At 70.0% G+C, this 20,618-nt stretch carries 17 protein-coding genes and 1 pseudogene; 6 read left to right on the top strand and 12 right to left on the bottom strand.

The genetic code is table 11. The annotated features are described in order from the left end of the window. Positions 1 to 13 precede the first annotated feature (13 nt). From AC07XP_RS11740 to AC07XP_RS11755, 4 genes are all read left to right on the top strand, one after another. A complete protein-coding gene (locus tag AC07XP_RS11740) occupies positions 14 to 2,242 on the top strand; it encodes a protein-disulfide reductase DsbD family protein (RefSeq protein WP_495264761.1) in 2,229 nt (742 codons plus the stop codon). 126 nt (positions 2,243 to 2,368) lie between these two features. Then, positions 2,369 to 3,061, top strand: coding sequence for a redoxin domain-containing protein (locus AC07XP_RS11745; RefSeq protein WP_185993734.1), 693 nt, complete (start codon positions 2,369 to 2,371; stop codon positions 3,059 to 3,061). Positions 3,062 to 3,190: 129 nt separating this feature from the next. Continuing rightward, on the top strand, positions 3,191 to 4,498 hold the full coding sequence (locus AC07XP_RS11750; RefSeq protein WP_495264762.1) for an MFS transporter: 1,308 nt from the start codon (positions 3,191 to 3,193) through the stop codon (positions 4,496 to 4,498). A gap of 152 nt (positions 4,499 to 4,650) precedes the next feature. Then, the gene (locus tag AC07XP_RS11755; RefSeq protein WP_095743481.1) at positions 4,651 to 5,631 is read left to right on the top strand and encodes an AraC-like ligand-binding domain-containing protein; all 981 of its coding nucleotides are present in this window, start codon (positions 4,651 to 4,653) and stop codon (positions 5,629 to 5,631) included. Between the two features lie 10 nt (positions 5,632 to 5,641). On the opposite strand, the gene AC07XP_RS11760 is transcribed toward AC07XP_RS11755, so the two are convergent. Together AC07XP_RS11760 and AC07XP_RS11765 are read right to left on the bottom strand one after the other, a co-directional pair. Further along, a complete protein-coding gene (locus AC07XP_RS11760) occupies positions 5,642 to 6,940 on the bottom strand; it encodes a hypothetical protein (protein WP_495264763.1) in 1,299 nt (432 codons plus the stop codon). Positions 6,941 to 6,945: 5 nt separating this feature from the next. Beyond that, the gene (locus AC07XP_RS11765; protein ID WP_495264764.1) at positions 6,946 to 7,935 is read right to left on the bottom strand and encodes a tripartite tricarboxylate transporter substrate binding protein; all 990 of its coding nucleotides are present in this window, start codon (positions 7,933 to 7,935) and stop codon (positions 6,946 to 6,948) included. Between the two features lie 163 nt (positions 7,936 to 8,098). Between AC07XP_RS11765 and AC07XP_RS11770 the strand changes: the two genes are divergently transcribed. Continuing rightward, positions 8,099 to 9,031: a LysR substrate-binding domain-containing protein gene (locus AC07XP_RS11770; protein ID WP_495264765.1), complete on the top strand. Its 933-nt coding sequence runs from the start codon at positions 8,099 to 8,101 to the stop codon at positions 9,029 to 9,031. Here the strand turns inward: AC07XP_RS11770 and AC07XP_RS11775 are convergent. The 10 genes and pseudogenes from AC07XP_RS11775 to AC07XP_RS11820 form a co-directional block, all read right to left on the bottom strand. Next, complete coding sequence (locus tag AC07XP_RS11775; RefSeq protein ID WP_495264766.1) at positions 9,028 to 9,735, bottom strand: ABC transporter ATP-binding protein; 708 nt, start codon at positions 9,733 to 9,735, stop codon at positions 9,028 to 9,030. The genes AC07XP_RS11770 and AC07XP_RS11775 overlap by 4 nt on opposite strands. A 7-nt stretch (positions 9,736 to 9,742) precedes the next feature. Then, positions 9,743 to 10,450 (bottom strand): ABC transporter ATP-binding protein, encoded by a 708-nt coding sequence (locus tag AC07XP_RS11780; RefSeq protein ID WP_307696637.1) that lies wholly within the window; start codon positions 10,448 to 10,450, stop codon positions 9,743 to 9,745. Continuing rightward, positions 10,447 to 11,517, bottom strand: a complete 1,071-nt coding sequence (locus AC07XP_RS11785) for a branched-chain amino acid ABC transporter permease (protein WP_495264767.1) — start codon at positions 11,515 to 11,517, stop codon at positions 10,447 to 10,449. Before AC07XP_RS11785 ends, AC07XP_RS11780 begins: the two co-directional genes overlap by 4 nt. Beyond that, positions 11,514 to 12,383, bottom strand: coding sequence for a branched-chain amino acid ABC transporter permease (locus AC07XP_RS11790; protein WP_062476232.1), 870 nt, complete (start codon positions 12,381 to 12,383; stop codon positions 11,514 to 11,516). Before AC07XP_RS11790 ends, AC07XP_RS11785 begins: the two co-directional genes overlap by 4 nt. A gap of 12 nt (positions 12,384 to 12,395) precedes the next feature. Then, a complete protein-coding gene (locus tag AC07XP_RS11795; RefSeq protein ID WP_495264768.1) occupies positions 12,396 to 13,661 on the bottom strand; it encodes an ABC transporter substrate-binding protein in 1,266 nt (421 codons plus the stop codon). Between the two features lie 40 nt (positions 13,662 to 13,701). Continuing rightward, positions 13,702 to 15,204 (bottom strand): aldehyde dehydrogenase family protein, encoded by a 1,503-nt coding sequence (locus AC07XP_RS11800; protein ID WP_495264769.1) that lies wholly within the window; start codon positions 15,202 to 15,204, stop codon positions 13,702 to 13,704. A gap of 46 nt (positions 15,205 to 15,250) precedes the next feature. Continuing rightward, complete coding sequence (locus tag AC07XP_RS11805) at positions 15,251 to 15,643, bottom strand: nuclear transport factor 2 family protein (protein WP_495264770.1); 393 nt, start codon at positions 15,641 to 15,643, stop codon at positions 15,251 to 15,253. 26 nt (positions 15,644 to 15,669) lie between these two features. After that, on the bottom strand, positions 15,670 to 16,470 hold the full coding sequence (locus tag AC07XP_RS11810; protein WP_495264771.1) for a MoaF C-terminal domain-containing protein: 801 nt from the start codon (positions 16,468 to 16,470) through the stop codon (positions 15,670 to 15,672). A 16-nt stretch (positions 16,471 to 16,486) separates the two neighbouring features. Continuing rightward, the gene (locus AC07XP_RS11815; RefSeq protein WP_495264772.1) at positions 16,487 to 17,293 is read right to left on the bottom strand and encodes an SDR family NAD(P)-dependent oxidoreductase; all 807 of its coding nucleotides are present in this window, start codon (positions 17,291 to 17,293) and stop codon (positions 16,487 to 16,489) included. Positions 17,294 to 17,372: 79 nt separating this feature from the next. Continuing rightward, a pseudogene (locus AC07XP_RS11820) lies at positions 17,373 to 18,965 on the bottom strand (GMC family oxidoreductase); the annotation flags it as partial. Between the two features lie 143 nt (positions 18,966 to 19,108). Here AC07XP_RS11820 and hemE point away from each other — a divergent pair. Further along, on the top strand, positions 19,109 to 20,218 hold the full coding sequence (gene hemE, locus AC07XP_RS11825) for a uroporphyrinogen decarboxylase (RefSeq protein ID WP_495264773.1): 1,110 nt from the start codon (positions 19,109 to 19,111) through the stop codon (positions 20,216 to 20,218). The last annotated feature ends 400 nt before the right edge of the window (positions 20,219 to 20,618 follow it).

The raw sequence follows: 20,618 nt of genomic DNA on the forward strand, positions 1-20,618 counted from the left end.
CCGACTGACCGGCATGACCTTTTCGCGCATCTCTTTCGCTACTTTTCTGATAGCTACCGCCGCAGCCTGCATGCCGGCTGCGGCCCAGCTGGCCCCGAAGACCGGGGCCGTGGTCACCACCCCCCACGTGCGCGCCGAACTGGTCGCCCATGCGCCCCAGGGCGTGGCGCCCGGCGCGCCGGTCTGGCTCGGACTGCAGATCACCCACCAGCCCGAGTGGCATACCTACTGGAAGAACGCCGGCGACTCGGGCCTTCCGACGGAATTGAAGTGGACGCTGCCCGCCGGCGTCTCGACCGGCGAGATCGCCTGGCCGGTGCCCAAGAAGATCCCGGTTGGCACGCTCGCCAACTACGGCTACGAGAACACCGTGCTGCTGCCGGTGCCGCTCGAGGTCTCCACGCTCTACAAGCCCGACGCGGCGCTCACCGGCGGCTCGCCGGCCATGGACATCAAGCTGCAGGCCTCCTGGCTGGTCTGCCGCAAGGAATGCATTCCTGAAGAGGGCGAGTTCACGCTCTCGCTGCCCACGCGCGGCTCGACCGCGCTGAACAAGGCGGCCTTCGACACCGCGCAGGCCGCGCAGCCGGAGCCGCTGGGCGCGCCCGGCACCATCGCCGTCGAGGGCCAGCAACTGAAGGTGCGCCTGGACGGCCTGCCCGCCGCCGTGCGCGGCAAGACGCTCGAGTTCTTCCCCGAAACGCCCGAGGTGATCCGCACCGCGGCCGTGTCCGGCAAGGACTGGACACAGACCTGGGACGGCGCGACCTGGACCGCCACCGTGCCGCTGGCCGACCAGCGCAGCGAAAGCCCCACCGCCATGCCGGTGGTGGTGGCGCTGGCCGAGGCCGACCGCCAGGCCGGCCAGCCCGTGGCCTGGCGCGCCGAGGCGCCGGTGTCGGGCACCTGGCCCGCCGCCACCGCCGCACCGCGCGCCGCCGAGGTGTCGCCCGCGCTGCAGGCGGCGCTGGCAGCCAACGCGGCCCAGGCGGCGACCCCTGCTGCCGCTGCGCAGGCCCAGCCCGCCGGCACCTTCATCGTCGCCCTGCTCGGTGCGCTGCTCGGTGGCCTGCTGCTCAACCTGATGCCCTGCGTGTTCCCGATCCTCGCGATCAAGGTGCTGGGCTTCGCGCGCCAGGCCGGCAACGCCAGCGCGCACCGCAAGGCGGGGCTGGCCTACACGGGCGGCGTGATGCTGTCGTTCCTCGCGCTGGGCGGCGCCATGCTGGCGCTGCGCGCGGCCGGCGCGCAGCTCGGCTGGGGCTTCCAGCTGCAGTCGCCCGACGTGGTGGCGGCGCTGGCGGCGCTCTTCACCCTGCTCGGCCTGAACCTGGCCGGCGTGTTCGAGTTCGGCCGCGCGGCGCCGCAGTCGGTGTGCAGCGCGCAGGCCAAGCACCCGCTGGCCAACGACTTCCTCTCCGGCGTGCTCGCCGTGGTGATCGCCTCGCCCTGCACCGCGCCGTTCATGGGCGCCTCGCTGGGCTTTGCCATCGGCCTGCCGGCGGCCCAGGCGCTGCTGCTGTTCGCGGCGCTGGGCCTGGGCCTGGCGCTGCCCTACCTGGTGGCGGGCTTCGTGCCGGCCGTGGCGCGCCTGCTGCCCAAGCCGGGCCCGTGGATGCACACGCTGCGCCGCCTGCTCGCCTTCCCGATGTTCGCGACCGTGGCCTGGCTGGTCTGGGTGCTGGGCCAGCAAAGCGGCATCGACGGCGCAGGCACGCTGCTCGCGTTGTTGGTGTGCCTGGCCGCCGTGGTGTGGGCGCTCACGCTGACCGGACGCACGCGCGTCGTCATCGCCACCGTGATGATCGCCTTCACCGCCGTGCTGGCCGGCACCATCGGCCGCAACATCGTGCAGGTGCCTGAACCGACTGCGAAGCTGGCCTCGGCAGCACCGAACGACGGCGAGCGCTGGCAGCCGTGGTCGGCCCAGCGCGTGAGCGACATGGCGGCCGCGGGCCGGCCCGTGTTCATCGACTTCACCGCCGCCTGGTGCGTGACCTGCCAGTACAACAAGAAGAGCACGCTGGCCGACGCCGAGGTGCTCGCCGACTTCGACACGAAGCAGGTCGCCATGCTGCGCGCCGACTGGACCCGTCGCGACCCCGCCATCACCGCCGCGCTCACCGCGCTGGGCCGCAGCGGCGTGCCGGTGTACGTGCTGCAGGCACCGGGCAAGGCGCCCGTCGTGCTGACCGAAATCCTCAGCAAAGACGAGGTGCGCGCCGCGTTGGCAGCGCTTTGAGCGCCGATGCGGTGAATTGAAACAAGATGACAACGCCGCTGTCATGGGTTGTCACACGCACTTGAAGAAACCGTTCTAAGCTGCAGTTGTTGTTTGGAATTTTGTTTTTTGGAGTTCAAGCTGGCCATGACGCTCTCGCCCACTGTCGACTCACGCTCCCTTCGCGCCGCGCGCCAGGCACGCGCCGCCCTCAGCCGCGCTTCCCGCCGCGCCGTCGTGGCCGCCGCCGTCGCGCTGGGCGCCACCTTTCTCATGGGCACCAACGCCTTCGCCGCGCCCGCCGTGGGCCAGCAGGCGCCCGACTTCGTGGCCGTCGACACCACCGGCGCCAAGCACAAGCTGTCTGACTTCGCGGGCAAGTTCGTGGTGCTCGAATGGACCAACCCCGGCTGCCCCTTCGTGCGCAAGCACTACGGCAGCGGCAACATGCCGGCCACGCAGAAGGCCGCCACCGACAAGGGCGTGGTCTGGCTCGCCATCAACTCCACCGAACGCGCCGCCAGCGACTACCTGAAGGCCGACGCACTCGACGCCTGGATGAAGTCGCAGAAGGCCTCGCCCACCGCCGTGCTGATGGACGAAGACGGCGTGATCGGCCAGGTCTACGGCGCGCGCACCACGCCCCACATCTTCATCATCGATCCCAAGGGCACGCTGGTGTATGCCGGCGGCATCGACAGCATCGCCTCGGCCCGTGTGGACGACATCAAGACCGCCACCAACTACGTGAACCAGGCGCTGGGCGAAGTGACCGGCGGAAAACCGGTGTCGATGGCGAGCACGCGGCCGTACGGGTGTTCGATCAAGTACAAGAGTTGAGCGTGCCGCACGCGCGCCGCCGGCCTGCGCGGCGCGCTGCATTGACAGCTACCTGACTCCCCTCGTCAGGTGCAGGTCGGGAACCCCGACCTACCCTTGGGCCCACAACACCGCCCCAGGGGACACACCATGACTTCCGCGCCTGCCAACGCGCATTCCTCCTCGAAATTCGCCACCGTCCTGCGCGTGACCGGCGGCAACTTCATGGAGATGTTCGACTTCTTCCTGTTCGGCTTCTACGCCACGCAGATCTCGAAGGCCTTCTTCCCCGCGGGCAACGAGTTCGCGTCGCTGATGCTGACCTTCATGACCTTCGGCGCGGGCTTCCTGATGCGGCCGCTGGGGGCCATCTTTCTCGGCGCGTACGTCGACCGCGTGGGCCGCCGCCAGGGGCTGATCGTCACGCTCGCACTGATGGCCGTCGGCACGCTGCTCATCGCCTGCGTGCCGAGCTACGCGACCATCGGCGTCATCGCGCCGCTCTTGGTGCTGGTCGGACGGCTGCTGCAGGGCTTTTCGGCCGGCGTCGAGCTGGGCGGCGTGTCGGTGTACCTGTCGGAGATGGCCACGCCGGGCCGCAAAGGCTTCTACGTGAGCTGGCAGTCGGCCAGCCAGCAGGTGGCCATCGTCGTCGCCGCCGCGCTCGGCTACTGGCTCAACGTGACCTTCACGCCGCAGGAGATCGGCGACTTCTACTGGCGCATTCCCTTCTTCGTCGGCTGCCTGATCGTGCCGGTGCTGTTCATCATCCGCCGCTCGCTGCAGGAAACCGAGGAGTTCAGGGCGCGCAAGCACCGCCCCGACGCGCGCGAGATCTTCCGCTCGATGGTGGCCAACTGGGGCCTCGTGGTCGCCGGGATGATGCTGGTGTCGATGACCACCGTGTCGTTCTACCTGATCACCGTCTACACGCCCACCTTCGGCAAGGCCGTGCTGCACTTGAGCACGACCGACGCGCTGATCGTCACGCTGTGCGTGGCCATTTCCAACTTCTTCTGGCTGCCGGTCATGGGCTCGCTGTCGGACCGCGTGGGGCGCAAGCCGCTGCTCGTGCTGTTCACCGTGCTGACCATCCTCACGGCCTATCCGTCGCTCAAGTGGCTGGTCGGCGCGCCGAGCTTCGCGCGCATGCTCGAGGTGGAGCTGTGGCTGTCGTTCCTGTACGCCAGCTACAACGGCGCGATGGTGGTGGCGCTCACCGAGGTGATGCCGGTCAGCGTGCGCACCGCCGGCTTCTCGCTGGCCTACAGCCTTGCGACGGCCCTGTTCGGCGGCTTCACGCCGGCCATCGCCACGGGCCTGATCGAGATGACCGGCGACAAGGGCGCGCCCGGCCTGTGGATGACGGCCGCCGCCGCCTGCGGGCTGATCGCGACGCTCATGCTGTACCGCCGCAACGTCGACCCGGCTGACGCGGGCCGCGTGCCCGTCGTCTGAGAAGGTGTGACCCGCGGGCATTGACCCAGCGCGCACCGGCCGTTGACCGGGAGCGCACCGCCCCTGCCGCCCCGGGTGGAAGTACCGATGATGGCGCGCGCCGACCTGCCTATCCTGCACCAGCGCTTCCGGCGCCCCCTGGGAACCACGGCATGAACGCACACCACTTCAGCACCCGGCTCGAACACCCGGCCGACCGGCAGGCCTGCTGGGGCCGCATCAACGAGTCGTACTTCGGCGCGCTGCGCGTGCAGTGCCTCGACCCCGGCCCGTTCGACGCGCGCATGGACGCCTACGAGCTCGGCCCGCTGGGCATGTTCATGATCGAGGCGCCTTCGCACCGCGTGGCGCGGCCCGACACGCACCGCGAGATCGCGCTCGACGAGCACTACAAGCTGGTGCTGCAACTCGAAGGCCACGGCCACATCTCGCAGCGCGACCGCGAGTTCCACCTGCACCCGGGCGACTGGAGCCTGTACGACCCGCGCGTGCCCTACGCCATCACCAACCCCGAGCGCTCGCGCCTGCTGGCCATCACGATCCCGCGCCAGCAGTTCAAGGGCATGAAGATGCCCGACCTGCACACCTGCGAAGCCCACACGCCGGCCATGCAGGGGCTGTACGCGGTGCTCGGTTCGTTCCTCACCTCGCTGGCCGACCAGCTGCCCTCGCTGCCCAACGCCGTCGGCCGCTCGGTCAGCGACACCGTGCTGGGCCTGCTGGCCTCCACGCTCGCCACGCACGCTGACGAGCAGTTCGGCGCGCAGCCGCTGCCCGGCGTGCTGAAGGCGCGCGTGAAGCAGTTCGTGCACGCGCACCTGGCCGACCCGGCTTTGTCGCTCGACCTCATCGCGCAGCAGCTGCGCTGCTCCAAGCGCTACCTGCACCGCGTGTTCGAGGACGAAGACCAGACGCTCGACCGCTTCATCTGGCAGATGCGCCTGGAGCGCTGCAGCGAGGCGCTGCGCCAGGCCGCGGGCGGCCGCGCCTCGGTGTCCGAGATCGCCTTCGCCTGGGGCTTCAACAGCAGCGCGCATTTCTGCCGCGTGTTCAAGGCGCAGTACGGCGTGTCGCCGCGCGAGTTCCAGCGGCGCGAGGCGCAGCGGGCGATGTCGCCGGCGCTCACGCACTAGGCGACCTCCTTCAGGGGCTGCCCACGATCCCCGACACGTCGACGATGTACATCTGCCGCTGCGATTCGTGCACCGAGTCGATGCACACCTGCAGCCCGTCGCGGCGCCAGCGCGGGTGCAGGTCGCACCGGTTCTCCTTGCTCAGCGCCGGCGAGGCGTAGAAGCTGCCCAGGTCGTGGCGACGGCCGGTGGCCATGTCGAACAGGAACAGCACCCGCTCGTGCGTGCGCGCGTCGGGGTAGGTGTCGCTCAGCAGCCAGCGCGTGTTGACCGGCGAGAAGGTCATGTGGCCGTTCTCCACCAGCACGCCGTCGCCGATCACGCGGACCTTGCCGCCCATGCGGTCGTGGTACAGGTGGTAGTGGATCTTCCCGGCATGCGGCCCCCACACGATGATGTGTTCGTCGTCCTGCCACAGCGGATGCGAGATCTGGTACTCGGACTTCTCGTAGTCGAAGGTGCCCACGGCCGTCGGGTCGAAGTCGTCCGCCAGCTGCGGCAGCGGATGGTCGGAGCACTCCAGCAGGCGCAGGTCGGAGCCGTCGGGATTCATCGTGAGCAGGCGATGCAGAAAGCAGGTCTCGTCCTCGACGCGCTCGGTCCAGCGGTGCAGGAACAGTACGCGCGACGACGACGGGTTGACCTCGATGTGGCTCACCCAGTGGATCGCCTTGTCCATCGACGCGCGCGGATGAAACCGGCGCAGGTCCTGGTAGCTCAGCAGCAGCCGCGCCGTGCCGGTGGCCAGGTCGGTCGCGTGGATGCCGTCGTCGGCCGGTGCGAGCGGCAGCTCGAACGGCCCGCCGGCCTCGCTGTAGCCGATGGTCCGGTGCGTGATGTACAGGCGCCGGTAGTCCACGCTCAAGGCCCACCGGCTGTCGGGGGCCACCACGTAGATCGGCAACGGCAGCAGGCGCTTGGCGCCGGTGTCGACATCGAGCACCGTGGCACCGAAGCCGGGGTAGAACGCATCGGCATCGCCGGTGCGGCTGTTGTAGATCAGCTGGCTACCCGGCGCGCCGTCGAGCCACTGCAGCTGGCTGCCCATCTGCCAGTTCCATGCGGTGGTGTCGCCCACCGCGTGGAAGCGGTCGTTGTCCTGCAGGTCGAAATAGCCGACGCGGGCGGCGGCGGCCGGCGTGAGTTCGGCGTCCATCCAGGGCACCTGCTGCGCCAGCAGGTAGCGCCCGCTGCGGTCCCAGGCGCTCTTGTTGTAGTAGCCGAAGAAATGGTGCTGCGCGCCATCGCCCACGCGGCGGCAGGGCACGGGCGCGAGGCGGGGTTGCTCGGGAAGTGGGTTCGTCGACATGGGGCTCACTCCGCGGCAATGCGGCCTTGCTGGATCACCTGGTCCCAGCGCAGCTTCTCGGCCGCGATGAACTTCGTCGCGACATCTCGCGTGTTCGCCACCGGCGTCATGCCCTGCTCCGACAGCCCCTTGCGGAACTCCGGTGCCGCGACGATCTTTCGGATGTCGGCATTGAGCTTGTCGGCGATGGCGTCGGGCACCTTGGCGCTCACCGCCACCGTGGTCCACGAGGTGGCCTCGAAGGCCGGAAAGCCCGACTCGATCGCGGTCGGCACCTCGGGCAGCGCCGGCAGGCGGGTCTTGCCCGTCACGGCCAGCGCCTTGAGCTTGCCGCCGCGGATGTGGGCCAGCGTGGTCGGCGGGTTCTCGAACATCAGCTGGATCTGCCCGGCCAGCAGGTCGTTCAGCGCGGCCGTGCTGCCCTTGTAGGGCACGTGCACGATCGGCGCGTTGGCCGTGAGCTTGAAGAGCTCGCCGATCATGTGCACGGACGAGCCCACGCCGGCCGAGCCGAAGTTGATCGTGTCCGGCTGCTTGCGCGCCAGCGCCATCAGCTGCTTCAGGTCGTTGGCGGGCAGCGCGGGGTGGGCGACCACGACGTGCGGCATCTCGGCCAGCACCGTGACCACCTTCAGGTCGGTCGCGGGGTCGTAGCTCAGTTTCTTGAACACGCCGTAGGTCGCGTGCAGCCCGATCGAGCCGAGCAGCAGCGTGTAGCCGTCGGCCGGTGCATCGGCCACGAACTTGCCGCCGATGTGCCCGCCGGCGCCGGGCTTGTTGTCGACCACCACCGACTGCTTGTACAGCTTGCCCAGGCGGTCGGCCAGCATGCGGGCCTGCACGTCGGAGCTGCCGCCGGCGGTGAAGGGCACCACGAGCCGGATCATGCGGTCGGGGTAGGCCTGCGGCTGCGATGCCTGCGACATCGAAGCGACGCCCAGGGCCAGTGCGAGAAGGCCGAGGCCGGCGGCCCTGCGGGGCCAGTGCTGTGTCATGCGTCTTCCTTGCTGTGCGCCGCGACGGCGCGATGGAGGGGGTGGATAGGGCGCAGTCTAGGAACGCAGCATCATTCTGAAAAATTCATTTTCATTCACAGGCTATGCAGAAAAGATATGCCATGCTTTCTGCCTTGCACCGTGCAGCCCCAGGAGCCCCCGCATGTCGCGCCCATTGAACTTCCGCCAGATCGAGGCCTTTCGCGCCGTGATGCAGACCGGCACCACCACCGCCGCGGCGGCCCTGCTGCACACCACGCAGCCCTCCGTGAGCCGCCTGCTCTCGCAGATCCAGCATGCCACCGGGCTCAAGCTGTTCGACATCCACAAGGGGCGGCTGCGCCCCACGCACGAGGCGCGCCAGCTGTTCGACACCGTGCAGCGCCACTTCCTGGGCCTGGACCGCATCGAGCAGAGCGTGGCGGTGCTGCGCAAGTCGGGCGCGGGCTCGCTGCGCGTGGGCTGCACGCCGGCGCTCGGGCTCGGTGTGATGCCGCAGGTGATCCATGCCTTCTCGCGGCTGCACCCCGAGGTGCACGTCAACCTGCAGACCGTCGGCACGCACGCCTTGCGCGAAGGCCTGCTCTACGGCCTGTACGACGTCGCGCTCAGCACCGCCGCCTTCCACGACCCGCAGCTCGACGCGGTCAGCCTGCACAAGGCCAGCGCGGTGTGCGTCGTGCATCCCGGGCATGCGCTGGCGCACCGCGACGCGATTCATGTGCGCGACCTGAAGCAGCAGGTGCTGCTCACGCTGAATGCCGACGACGAGATCCACCAGCAGTTCCAGCGCACGCTGCAGCAACACCGCATCGAATGCGCCGCCACGGTCGAGACGACCTACTCGGTCACCATCTGCATGATGGCGGCGCAGGGCACCGGCGTCGGCATCGTCAACCCCTACGTGGCTTCGGTGTTCGCGCGTGACCTGAAGATCCTGCCGCTGTCGCCGCGCTGCCCGGTGGAGGTGTCGATGGCGTTCTCGCCGCAGTCGGCGCCTTCGGCCATCGCCGAGGAGTTCACCGCGCGGCTGCGCGACTACTTCCAGGCCTTCGTGATGCCCACCGCACGGAAGGCGCAGAAGGAGCGCGCCTAGGCCGTTGCGAGATAGCTGCTGTGCAGGATCTCCGGCCGGCTGCGCAGTTCTTCCGACGAGCCCACAAAGGCCATGCGCCCGCGCTCCAGCACATAGGCGCGGCTCGACACGGCCAGCGCCACCGTCGTGAACTGCTCGATCAGCAGCACGCCCACGCCCTCGCGCGCGACCTGCTGCACCACCTCGACCAGCCGCTTGACCACCGCAGGGGCGAGCCCCAGCGAGAGCTCGTCGATCGCGAGGTAGCGCGGCTTGCCGATGAGCGCCTGCGCGATGCAGACCATCTGCTTCTGTCCGCCCGACAGCGAACGCGCGGGCAGCGCGAGCTTCACGCGCAGTTCGGGGAACACGCCGAGCACACGCTCGACCGCATCGGCCACGCCGGCCGCAGGCAGCGCGGTCGCGGCGGCGCGCAGGTTGTCGAGCACCGACAGCTCGCCGAGCACGCGATGCCCTTCCGGCACCACCGCCACGCCGAGTGCGCGCACGCGCTCGGGCCGCTGGCCGTGCAGCGCGTGGCCTTCCACCTCGATGCGCCCGCCCGTGAGCGGCAGCACACCGCCGATCGCCATCACGGTGCTCGACTTGCCCGCGCCGTTGGCGCCCAGCAGCGCCGTCACCTCGCCCGGCGGCACCTGCAGGTCGATGCCGTGCAGCACGGCCTTGCCGCCGCGCTGCAGGCGCAGATCGGTCACGTTCAGCATGGGGTGGTCACTCCGTTCCCAGGTAGGCCTTGCGCACGGCCGGATCGTCGAGCACTTCGCGCGTCGGGCCGAGCGCAAGGCGGCGGCCGAAGTCGAGCACCAGGGTCTGCGTGCAGGTCGCGGCGATCAGGTCGACGTCGTGGTCGATGAGCAGCACCTGCGCGCCGCAGAACGCATGCACCGCACCGATCGTGCGGCGCAGCACGCCGGCTTCCTGCTCGGTGAGGCCGGCGCCGGGCTCGTCGAGCAGCAGCAGCTTGGGCGCACCGACCAGCGATTTCGCAAGCTCCAGCATGCGGCGCTGGAACAGGTTGAGGCGGTGCCCCATGACGGTTGCCACGTCGAGCAGGCCGGTGTGCGACAGCGCACGCGCCACCTGCGCTGTGGCCTCGCCGCGCGCGTGCGGCACGTGATCGAGCAGCGCGCGCACGTTGTCCCACACGCTGAGGTCTTCCACCACCTGCTCGGTCTGGAACGAGCGGCGCAGGCCGAAGCGCACGCGCGCGATGGGCTTCAGGCCCAGCAGGTCGGCGCCGTCCACCGCCACGCGGCCGGCGCTGGGCGACACGAGGCCGCTGAGCACGTTGACCAGCGTGGTCTTGCCCGCGCCGTTCGGCCCGATGAGGCCGCACACGGGCGCATCGAGCTGGGCCGTGAGCGCGTCGATGGCCTTGACACCGCCGAAGGCGACGGTGAGATCGTCGATGCGGATCATGGCGCGGCGTCCTTGTCCTTCGATGCGGCGAAGCGCTGGCGCACCGCGTCGAACGCGCCCATCAGCTGCCCCGCGATGCCGCTCGGCGCGGTGATGAGCGCATGCAGCAGCGCCACGCCGAAGAAGATCATCGCGAGGTAGCCGTTGACGCCGAAGTCGGTCAGCAGCGCCGGCACCGCGCGCAGCAGCAGCCCCGCGATGAGCGCGCCGGCCCAGTGGTACACGCCGCCCACCACCGTGAGCGCGAACAGCATCACCGATTCGCCGGCCGTGAAGGCGCGCCCGTCGAGCTGCCCCACGCCGCCCGCGAGCAGTGCGCCGGCCACGCCGGCGCAGAAGCCCGCGAGCCCGAAGGCCCAGGTCTGGTAGCGCAGGATGTTCACGCCGGCCGCCACGGCCGCCGCCTCGCCGCGCCGGATCAGCGCCCACGAGCGGCCCGCGCGCGTGCGCCGGTGCAGCTCGATCAGCGCCAGCACCGCGGCCAGCCACACGGCGACGTAGCGGAAGTACGCGGCGTCGGAAAGCGCCAGCGCGGGGCGCGGCATCATCAGCCGCTCGCTGCCGAACACGCGGCCCAGCCAGCCCGCGCCGCCATCGGGAAAGCCCGTCACGTTGACGACCACCTGGAAGCCGCCCGCCATCATCATCGTGACGAGCGCCAGGTACAGCCCCTTGAGCCGCAGCGCCGGCAACCCCGCGAGCATGCCCACGACACACGACAACAGCCCGCCCGCGAGCACCGACAGCTCGAAGGGCCAGCCCAGCCCGTGCCCCGCGCGCAGCGCGACCCAGCCGCCCGCACCCAGCAGCGCGTACTGGCACAGCGACACCAGCCCGAGCTGGCCATAGAGCAGCGCCACGCCGGCCGCCGCGACCGACAGCGCGAGCGACGAGGTGAGCGTCTTGATCCAGTAGGCGTTCGCGAACCACGGCACGGCCCAGCCGATCAGCAGCACGCAGGCCACCATGAGCACGAGCGAGTGGCGGGCGCGGCGCGTGGCCTGCGCGAGCGCGGCGGGTGCGGCGTCGGACGCGGGCATGGCGCCTTCGAGGATCGACGCGTTCATGCCGACCGCGTCCCCGCGCGGTAGAACACGATCATCGCCAGCGCGATGAGGAACGGCGTGGCGGTGCGAAAGGCCGCGAAGCCCGGCACCGTGATCGCCAGCGCCTCCAGCACGCCGATGGCGATGCCGCCCGCCACCGTGGCCGGCAGCGAATGCAGGCGGCCGATGATGGCGGCGGCAAAGGCCGGGATCACGAGAAATGTCAGCAGCGTGGCCTGCAGCCGCACGATGTTGGCCAGCAGCAGCCCGCACACGCCCGCAAAGGCACCGCTCAATATCCACGCCACCGTGTCAACGCCGAGCACGCGGATGCCGAGCAGCGCGCTCAGGTCGCGGTCGTTGGCCAGCGCGCGCATCTTCAGGCCCACGCGCGTCTTCGACAGCAGCAGGCCGACGCCGCCCATCATCAGCACCGCCAGCGCCAGGCCGAGCGCGCGCGTGTGCGTGAGCCGCACCTCGACCTCGCCCAGCACGAACTCGAGCGCGCCGCCATCGGTCGGCAGCACGAGGCGGCGCGGCTGCTCGCCCCAGGTCCATTCGGTGAAACCCACCACCACGAGCGCGAAGCCCAGGGTCGCGATGCTGCGGATGGTCGGGTCGCGGTGCGACAGGCGCGGCGCCAAGAGGCGCCCGTAGGCCAGCGACAGCGCCATGGCCGCGAGCACCGCCGCGCACCACGCCAGGCCCTGCGGCCAGTCGGCTTCGAGCAGCGTCCAGGCCACGTACGCACCGAGCGCGCCGATGGCGCCGAAGGCGAAGTTCAGCACGCCCGACGAGCGATAGAGCACCACCAGCCCCACGCCCGAGAGCGCGTACACCGCGCCCAGGCCCAGGCCCGAGATGACGAAAGGCAGGTAGTCCTCCATGGCCCGGCGCGCTTACTTCAGGCCCATCTTCTGCTCGTCGGCACGGATGTCGACCAGCTCCGGGTCGTCCGCCGTGAGGCAGCCGCCGGGTGCAAAGCGCCAGCCGTTGCCGTCCGGGCTGGCCATGGGGCCGCTGTTGTTGGCGTTGTGGCGGTTGCCGCTGCCCACGTAGAAGGGCTTGCACAGGATGTCGCTGCGGAAGTCGCTCACCTTGCGCAGCGCGTCGGTCACGCTGGCACGGTCGAGCTTCTTCGGGTCCATCTTCAGCATCGCCTGCGTGGCCAGGCGCGCGGCCAGGTAGCCGGCCTGCGAGAAGGTGTCGCGCGGGTCGCTCTTGGCACCATGCTTGTCCATCACGGCCAGCCAGTTCTTGTTGTCGGGCCCGGCCGATTCGAGCGGGTTGAACTCGAGGTTGACGTCGAAGTTGCCCTTCCAGTACGGCCCGATGGCCTTGGGCACGTCGACGTTGTAGGCCGGCGCGGCCGACACGAAGTGGATCTTCCTGCCCAGGTTCTGCTGCTCGGCCGCGGCCAGCATCGGCACCAGGATGCCCTTGGGCACGTTCATGATGATGGTGTCGGGCTTCTTCGCGGCGGCCTGCAGCATGGTCGAGGTGGCGTCGGCCGAGCCGGGGTCGATGGTGAGGGTCTCGACCGCCACGCCGTTCTTCTTTCCCCATTCCTTGGGCCCCTCGCAGGCCCAGTTGCCCAGGCTCGGGATGTTCGGAATGATGCAGACCATCTTCTTCGCCTTGTACTTCTGCGCGGCGTACATCGCGGCGATGGTGGCCGACACGCGCGGCCCCGCGTTCACCGGCACGTAGTTGCGCGCGTTGAAGCATTCGCGCGGCACGCCGGTGCCGGCGATGACCATCACGCCCTCGTCGGCGTACATCTTGGCGTTGGCGCCGCACTCCACGAAGCTGGTGCTGCCCACGAGCGCGACCACCTTGCGGTCCTTCACGAGCTTGGAGGCCACCTGCGCGGCCGTCTCGGGGTTCCACTGGTCGTCGAGAACGAGGTAGTCGACCGGGCGGCCATGGATGCCGCCGTTGGCGTTGACGCACTTGAAGTACGCGGCCGCCGCCTGGCCCGAGGCGCTGAAGTCGTCGGGGCCGGTCTTGCCGACCACCGCGCCGATGGGAATGGGCTCGCCCGTGGCGGGCTTGCCGGTGTTGAGGCCGCAGTCGGGGCTGGCCTGCGCCCAGGCGCCGCTGAAGCCAGCGAGGCCCAGCGCGCCAGCAACGGCCGACAGCGCGATTCGTCTTTTGCTTTGCATGAGGTGTCTCCTTCTTTTGGGTGATCGAAACCGGGCGGGGCTACACCGCCATGCACACGCTCTTGAGTTCGGTGAAGCTCTCCACCGCCGCGCGCCCCAGGTCGCGCCCGCTGCCCGACTGCTTCACGCCGCCCAGCGGCAGCGCGTTGTCGAGCACGTTGTGCGCGTTGACCCAGACCACGCCCGCCTGCAGGCGCGGCACGATGCGGTGCACAGCCGAGAGATCGTTCGACCAGACGCTGGCCGCCAGGCCGTAGGCGCTGTCGTTGGCCAGGCGCACCGCGTCGTCCACGTCGTCGAAGGGCACCACGGTTGCGACCGGGCCGAACACTTCCTCGCGCGCGATGCGCATCGACGGCTGCGCGTCGACGAACACGGTGGGCTGCACGAAGCAGCCGCCGTCGAAGGCCTGGCGCCCGCCGGTGACCAGCGTGGCGCCCTCGGCCACGGCGCCGTCGATGTGCGCCATCACGCGCGCCAGGTGGCGCTTGGACACGAGCGGCCCGAACTGCGCCTTCGGGTCGAAGCCCGAGCCGATGTGCAGGCCCTCGGCGGCCTGCGCGAGCCGGCGCACCACCTCGTCGAACAGGTTGCGCTGCACGTACACGCGCGAACCCGCCGTGCACACCTGGCCCTGGTGAAAGAAGATGCCGTTGGCCGCGCCCTGCGCCGCCGCCGCCGGGTCGGCATCGCCGAGCACGATGAGCGGCGACTTGCCGCCCAGCTCCAGCGTGAAGCGCGCCATGCTGTCGACGGCCGCGTGGCCGATGTGCCGGCCCACCGCGGTCGATCCGGTGAAACTGATCTTGCGGACGTCCGGGTGCGCGGCCAGCGCCGCGCCGGCCGTGGCGCCGCGCCCGCACACCACGTTGAGTGCGCCCGCCGGAAAGCCCGCCTCCAGCGCCAGCTCGGCCAGCCGCAGCGCGGTGAGCGGTGTTTCTTCCGACGGCTTGAGCACCACGGTGCAGCCGGCCGCCAGCGCCGGCGCCACCTTCCACAGCGCGATGGCGAGCGGAAAGTTCCACGGCACGATGGCCGCGACCACGCCCACCGGCTCGCGCCGCGTGTACGTGACCCACTGCGCGCCGGGAATGCCGATGGAGTTGTCGAGCGTCTGGCCTTCGAGCTTGGTGGCCCAGCCCGCCATGTAGCGCACGAACTCCGCGCCCGCGCCCACATCGACCATGCGCGCGATGCCGCGCAGCTTGCCGCTTTGCAGGGTTTCGAGCGCGCTGAGCTCGTCGGCGTGCGACTCGATGAGCGTCGAGAGCGTGTACAGCATGCGCTCGCGGTCGGCCGGGCGCAGCGACTTCCAGGCGGCACTCTCGAAGGTGCGGCGCGCGCCGGCGACGGCGGCGTGCACGTCGTCCGCGTCGCTGTCGGGCGCCTCGGCCACGGTCATCTCGGTGGCCGGGTCGACCACCGGCAGGTACTGCCCGTTGCGGGGCACGACCTCGTGGCCGTCGATGTGGTTGCCGCGGCGGCGCTGCGCCAGCAGGCCCACCTGGCCGAGGTGTTCGATCGACAGGTCGCGCAGATTCATGGGCGGGCTCCGGGAATGGATGCGAGGGATGCGAAAGAAAGCGGCGTCACGGCTGCATGGCGCGCGCGACGAGCAGCGTGTCGGTGAACTGCTCGAAGCGCCGCACCTTTCCGCCCTGCACCTGCCACACATGCGTGACACGGGCCTGCATCGGCTTGCCCGTGGTGCGGTGGCGCGCGTGGTAGTCGCCGATGCCGACCACGGTGTCGCCGCCGTCGACCAGCCGTTCGAGCACGAAGCGGTAGCCCTCCCACTCGGCGCCGAGCACCTGAAAGACCTTCTCGACCACCTGCGCGGGGCCGACGTGCGTGCCGGCGCAGGGAAATCCGGCCATCTCGGTCCACTGCACGTCGTTGGCCACGTCGGCGAACATCGCGGCGAGGTCGTGGCGGTCGGAGGCGGCGTAGTGGCCGGCCACGATCTGGTAAGGGGTGCGCATGAAAAAGCTCCTGGACAACGGTGAGGTCAGACGGGCCCGAACTCGGGCGGGTAGAAGGTCTGCGAGGCCTTGCGCATGAAGGCGCCGGCGGGGTTGTTGGCGATCGCGCCGGTGCCGGTGAGCCCGAGGAACTTGCCGGTCGATCGGCCGTTCGCGAAGTCGAAGAAGAACACCGACGCGACCGGGATCAGGAACTCGCGGAAGGTGAAGACGTACTGGTCGTCGTCGAACTTCCAGTAGCTCGCGAGGTCGACGTCGCCGTGGCCGCGCTGCACGCCCACGAGGCACTGCCAGGCGTAGCGCTCGGCGCTCAGGTAGGTGTGCTCGTAGGTGTGGTTGGGGCTGTAGGTCTGCCAGGTGCGCAGGCCGATGAGGTCGCGCGTGGCGTGCGGTGCACTCCCCGTTGCAGTGCCGCCTTCGAGCGTGCCGGACCAGAAGTCCTGCGGCACGCGCGGCTGGCCCGCGGCCTCGTCGGCGCCGATGATGCGGCAGCGAATCGCGAGCACGCGGCGCGTGCGCGTGTTGAGGACCACGGTCAGCGCCTCGCTCGGGCGGCTGGCCTGCGTGATGTCGAGAAAGAAGGTGTCGGGCGCGACCTCGATGGCCTCGTACCAGTCGCCCTGGCCTTGCCCGCCGCGTGCGCCGTCTTCGTGCCAGTCGAGCGTGTGCTGCGCGCGCGGCTGCAGCGTGAGCTGGAAGCCGGGCAGCGCGAGCCGCAGCGTCTGGCCAGCGAGCGCGTCGGTGGCGGGCAGGCGGTTGGTTGCGATGCCGAGCGCGAACTGGTCGTAGGTCTTCCAGTCGGCGGGCTTGGTGGTGTCGGTGCTCATGAAATCTTTCCCTTCTTCAGGCGTCGTGCGCGAAGGCGATGGTGGGCAGGTCGACCGCGGACGCGCCGCCATCGACCATCAGCGAACTGCCGCTGACCATCGCGGCCAGCGGCGAGGCGAGGAACAGCACGGCGTTCGCCACGTCGTCGGGGCTCGCGGCGCGGCCCATGGGCACGTCGCGCGTGACGAGGGCGTAGGCCGCGTCGGCATCGGCCAGGCGGTATTTGTCGACGAGCACCTGCATCTGCTCGTCGGCCATCTCGGTGCGCACCCAGCCGGGGCACACGGCGTTCACGCGCACGCCCTGCTTTCCGTAGTCGCGCGCCAGCGAACGCACGAGGCCGATGAGCGCGTGCTTCATGGTCACGTAGCCGACCACGCCCGGCCCCGCGAAGTGGCCCGCGAGCGACGAGAGCACGACGATGTTGCCGCGCCGCGCGATGAGCTCGGGCAGCAGCTCGCGTGCGCAGACAAAAGCGGTGTCGAGGTTCAGGCGGGTGGACAGCGCCCACGAGGCGTCGTCGGTCGCGAGCGCATCGCCCACGCCGTGACCGCCCGCGTTGGCGACCAGCACATCGACACCGCCGAAGCGTTCGCGCGCGGCGGCCAGGGCGCGCTGCACGTCGGCCGTGTTCGCTGCATCGCCCGCCACCGCGAGCCCGCCGAGCTTTGACGCCACCGCTTCGAGCTGCGCGAGGCGCCGCCCCATCAGCACAACGCGGCCACCCGCCGCGACGAACTGCGCGGCCACCGCCGCACCGATGCCGGTGCCACCACCGGTGATGAAGGCGACCTTGCCGGCCATGGAATCTGTAGCACGCATTCGCTGTGTCTCCTGGTTGGGAAGGACTCTAGGTTTCAGTGCGCTTCGGCGATTGACCGAGCGCGCAACTTCAGTTGCCCGACAGCGCGAAGTCGGCGCAGCGCTCGGCCAGCATCACGGTCGGTGCGTTGGTGTTGCCGCTGACGAGCGAAGGCATCACCGAGGCATCGCACACGCGCAGCTTCGCCACGCCGTGCACGCGCATGCGCGCATCGACCACGGCCATGGCGTCGCGGCCCATGCGGCAGGTGCCGCTCGGGTGGTAGACGGTCTTGGCGCGCTCGCGCACGTAGGCCTCGAGGGCCTCGTCGGACATGTCGTCGGCGGCCGACGGCGCCAGCTCTTCGGACACCACCTCGCGCAGCGCCGGCGCGCGCAGGATGCGGCGTGCCAGCTTCACGCCGCGAACCAGCGTGTCGACATCGGCCTGCGCCTGCAGGTAGCCGCCGTCGAACAGGATCGGCGCCATCGGGTCGGCGCTGCGCAGCGCCACGCGCCCGCGCGACTGCGGACGCAGGAAGCAGGGGTTGATCGACAGGCCGTGGCCGGCCAGCGGTGCGCGGTCGACATCGCCCACGAGCACGGGCAGCACGTGGAACTGCAGGTCTGGCCGGCCTTCGCCGGTGGTGTCGACGAAGCCGCCGCTCTCGACCACGTTCGACGTGAGCAGGCCGGAGCCGAACATCATCCATTGCAGGCCGTGCTTCAGCGCCGCCAGGCCGCGGTCGTTGCTCAGCAGGCTCACTGGCTCGCGCGTGCGGCCGTAGACCGACACCTCCAGGTGGTCCTGGAAGTTCTCGCCCACGCCGGGCAGGTCTTTCACCACCGGCAGGCCCAGCGCCTGCAGCTGCGCGCCGGGGCCGATCCCCGAGAGCAGCAGCAGCTTGGGCGAGGCGAGCGCGCCGGCCGAGAGGATCACTTCGTCGCGCGCCGTGGCCACCACCTCTTCGCCGCTGCCGTTGCAGCCCGTGCGGTAGACCACGCCGGTCGCCGCGCCGTCCTGCGTGAGCACGCGCAGCACGTGCGCGCCCGTCACCACGGTGAGCTTCGGGTCGTCGCGCACGGCCGCGAGGTAGGTGGCGGCGGTGCTCGCGCGCCGGCCTTCGAAGGTGGTGGTCTGGTAGAAGCCCACGCCGGCCTGGGCGGCGCCGTTGAAGTCGTCGTTGTAGGCCAGGCCGCTTTGCTGCGCGGCGCGCAGGAAGGCCAGGCTCAGCGGATGGCGAAAGCGCGTGTCGCTCACCTTCAGCGGCCCGCTCGTGCCGTGCAGCTCGCAAGCGAAGCGCGCGTTGCCCTCGGCCTTGCGGAACCACGGCAGCACGTCGCGCCAGCCCCAGCCTTCGCAGCCCTGCGCCTCCCAGCCGTCGTAGTCGGCGGGCGTGCCGCGCACGTAGACCATGGCGTTGACCGAGCTGCCGCCGCCCAGCGTGCGGCCCTGCGGCACGAACATCTTGCGGCCGGCGGCGGCGGGCTGCGGCTCGCTCTCGTAGGCCCAGGTGCGCTCGGTGCCGATCACGCGCACGAAAGTGGCGGGCATGTGGATGAAGCGGTCGTCATCGGGCGGGCCCGCCTCCAGCAGCAGCACGCGGCGCCCGGCGCGCACCAGCCGGTGCGCCAGCACGCAGCCGGCCGAGCCGGCGCCCACCACCACCACATCGAAAACCTGCTGCGCCATGTCCGTTCCAGACCGAAGTTGTTGTCGGGAACGCATGCTCGCGGCTGGCGCGCGCCGTGGCGCATCGGGGCGGGTTGATGCAACGCAAAGTGCGCTGTCGGTCAACTCGCGGTGAACGCGGGGGGCCCTGCGACAATCGGGCCATGCCTTTCGCCCCTTTGCAAAACGACACCTTCCTGCGGGCCTGCTGGCGCCAGGCCACCGATCACACGCCCGTCTGGCTCATGCGCCAAGCCGGCCGCTACCTGCCTGAATACGTTGCCACGCGCGCCAAGGCCGGCAGCTTCATGGGGCTAGCCACCAACACCGACTACGCCACCGAGGTCACGCTGCAGCCGCTGGCGCGCTACCCGCTGGACGCGGCCATCCTCTTTTCGGACATCCTCACCGTGCCCGACGCGATGGGCCTGGGCCTGTCGTTCGAGGCCGGCGAAGGCCCGCGCTTTGCGCGCCCGGTGCGCGACGAAGCGGCCGTGGCCGCGCTCGAAGTGCCCGACCTGGACAAGCTGCGCTACGTGTTCGACGCCGTGGGCTCGATCCGCAAGGCACTCAACGGCCGCGTGCCGCTGATCGGCTTCTCGGGCAGCCCGTGGACGCTGGCCTGCTACATGGTCGAAGGCGCGGGCTCGAGCGACTACCGCCTCGTGAAGAGCATGCTGTACGGCCGCCCCGACCTGATGCACCGCATCCTCGCGGTCAATGCCGATTCGGTGGCCGCGTACCTCAATGCGCAGATCGACGCCGGCGCGCAGGCCGTGATGATCTTCGACAGCTGGGGCGGCGTGCTGGCCGACGGCGCGTTCCACGAATTCAGCCTGGCCTACACCGCGCGCGTGCTCGCCGGCCTGAAGCGCCACGGCCCCGACGGCCAGCCGGTGCCGCGCATCGTCTTCACCAAGGGCGGCGGCCTGTGGCTCGGCGCCATGCGTGCGCTCGACTGCGAAGTGCTCGGCGTCGACTGGACCGTGAACCTCGCCGCCGCGCGCCGCCTCGTGGCCGAAGGCACCGAGGACAAGGCCAAGGCGATCCAGGGCAACATCGATCCGAACGTGCTGTTCGCCCCGCCCGCGGCCATCGAGGCCGAGGTCGGCAAGGTGCTGCAGGCCTTCGGCAAGCCCCACACCGACCGCACCACCGCGGGCCCGACGCACATCTTCAACCTGGGCCACGGCATCAGCCAGTTCACGCCGTCCGACCACGTCGCGGCGCTGGTCCAGGCGGTGCACGACCAGTCGCGCGCGCTGCGCACTTGAGCTAACAAATGTGAACTGCCGACCGCCCGGTTGGCAGACTCAGCGCCCCCTGAAAGCCAGTCGCCCGGCGTTTGTCAAGCCCTAAAACGGCCCCGGACGCCCGACTTATGCACAAAACGCGTGTTGCACTGCGCAAGATTATCTGAGGGGGCATTGGTTCTGCTCCTAAACCAATAGCGACGCTAAGTGGTTGATTTATATAGGTTTTGATTTTTGCTTTTTTTACAGGCATTCCAGCGGAAGCCTTGAAAATCAAGGCTTCGGCGACTATCCAGCCGTCTTGTCAACAAAGTTATCCACAGAAACTCTGGATGACCGCCAAAGCGCTGTGAAATCAACAACTTAAGCGGTCTTGCTCCAAAACGCATTAACAAACCTTGCCAAAAAGGACGCCCAGCCC

It is taken from the genome of Variovorax sp. GW531-E2 (assembly GCF_059423125.1).

Excerpts from the sequence above, each read along its gene's own strand:
- AC07XP_RS11740 (WP_495264761.1), top strand. The coding sequence starts at position 14 with ATGACCTTTTCGCGCATCTCTTTCGCTACTTTTCTGATAGCTACCGCC.
- AC07XP_RS11745 (WP_185993734.1), top strand. The coding sequence starts at position 2,369 with ATGACGCTCTCGCCCACTGTCGACTCACGCTCCCTTCGCGCCGCGCGC.
- AC07XP_RS11750 (WP_495264762.1), top strand. The coding sequence starts at position 3,191 with ATGACTTCCGCGCCTGCCAACGCGCATTCCTCCTCGAAATTCGCCACC.
- AC07XP_RS11755 (WP_095743481.1), top strand. The coding sequence starts at position 4,651 with ATGAACGCACACCACTTCAGCACCCGGCTCGAACACCCGGCCGACCGG.
- AC07XP_RS11760 (WP_495264763.1), bottom strand. The coding sequence starts at position 6,940 with ATGTCGACGAACCCACTTCCCGAGCAACCCCGCCTCGCGCCCGTGCCC.
- AC07XP_RS11765 (WP_495264764.1), bottom strand. The coding sequence starts at position 7,935 with ATGACACAGCACTGGCCCCGCAGGGCCGCCGGCCTCGGCCTTCTCGCA.
- AC07XP_RS11770 (WP_495264765.1), top strand. The coding sequence starts at position 8,099 with ATGTCGCGCCCATTGAACTTCCGCCAGATCGAGGCCTTTCGCGCCGTG.
- AC07XP_RS11775 (WP_495264766.1), bottom strand. The coding sequence starts at position 9,735 with ATGCTGAACGTGACCGATCTGCGCCTGCAGCGCGGCGGCAAGGCCGTG.
- AC07XP_RS11780 (WP_307696637.1), bottom strand. The coding sequence starts at position 10,450 with ATGATCCGCATCGACGATCTCACCGTCGCCTTCGGCGGTGTCAAGGCC.
- AC07XP_RS11785 (WP_495264767.1), bottom strand. The coding sequence starts at position 11,517 with ATGAACGCGTCGATCCTCGAAGGCGCCATGCCCGCGTCCGACGCCGCA.
- AC07XP_RS11790 (WP_062476232.1), bottom strand. The coding sequence starts at position 12,383 with ATGGAGGACTACCTGCCTTTCGTCATCTCGGGCCTGGGCCTGGGCGCG.
- AC07XP_RS11795 (WP_495264768.1), bottom strand. The coding sequence starts at position 13,661 with ATGCAAAGCAAAAGACGAATCGCGCTGTCGGCCGTTGCTGGCGCGCTG.
- AC07XP_RS11800 (WP_495264769.1), bottom strand. The coding sequence starts at position 15,204 with ATGAATCTGCGCGACCTGTCGATCGAACACCTCGGCCAGGTGGGCCTG.
- AC07XP_RS11805 (WP_495264770.1), bottom strand. The coding sequence starts at position 15,643 with ATGCGCACCCCTTACCAGATCGTGGCCGGCCACTACGCCGCCTCCGAC.
- AC07XP_RS11810 (WP_495264771.1), bottom strand. The coding sequence starts at position 16,470 with ATGAGCACCGACACCACCAAGCCCGCCGACTGGAAGACCTACGACCAG.
- AC07XP_RS11815 (WP_495264772.1), bottom strand. The coding sequence starts at position 17,293 with ATGCGTGCTACAGATTCCATGGCCGGCAAGGTCGCCTTCATCACCGGT.
- hemE (WP_495264773.1), top strand. The coding sequence starts at position 19,109 with ATGCCTTTCGCCCCTTTGCAAAACGACACCTTCCTGCGGGCCTGCTGG.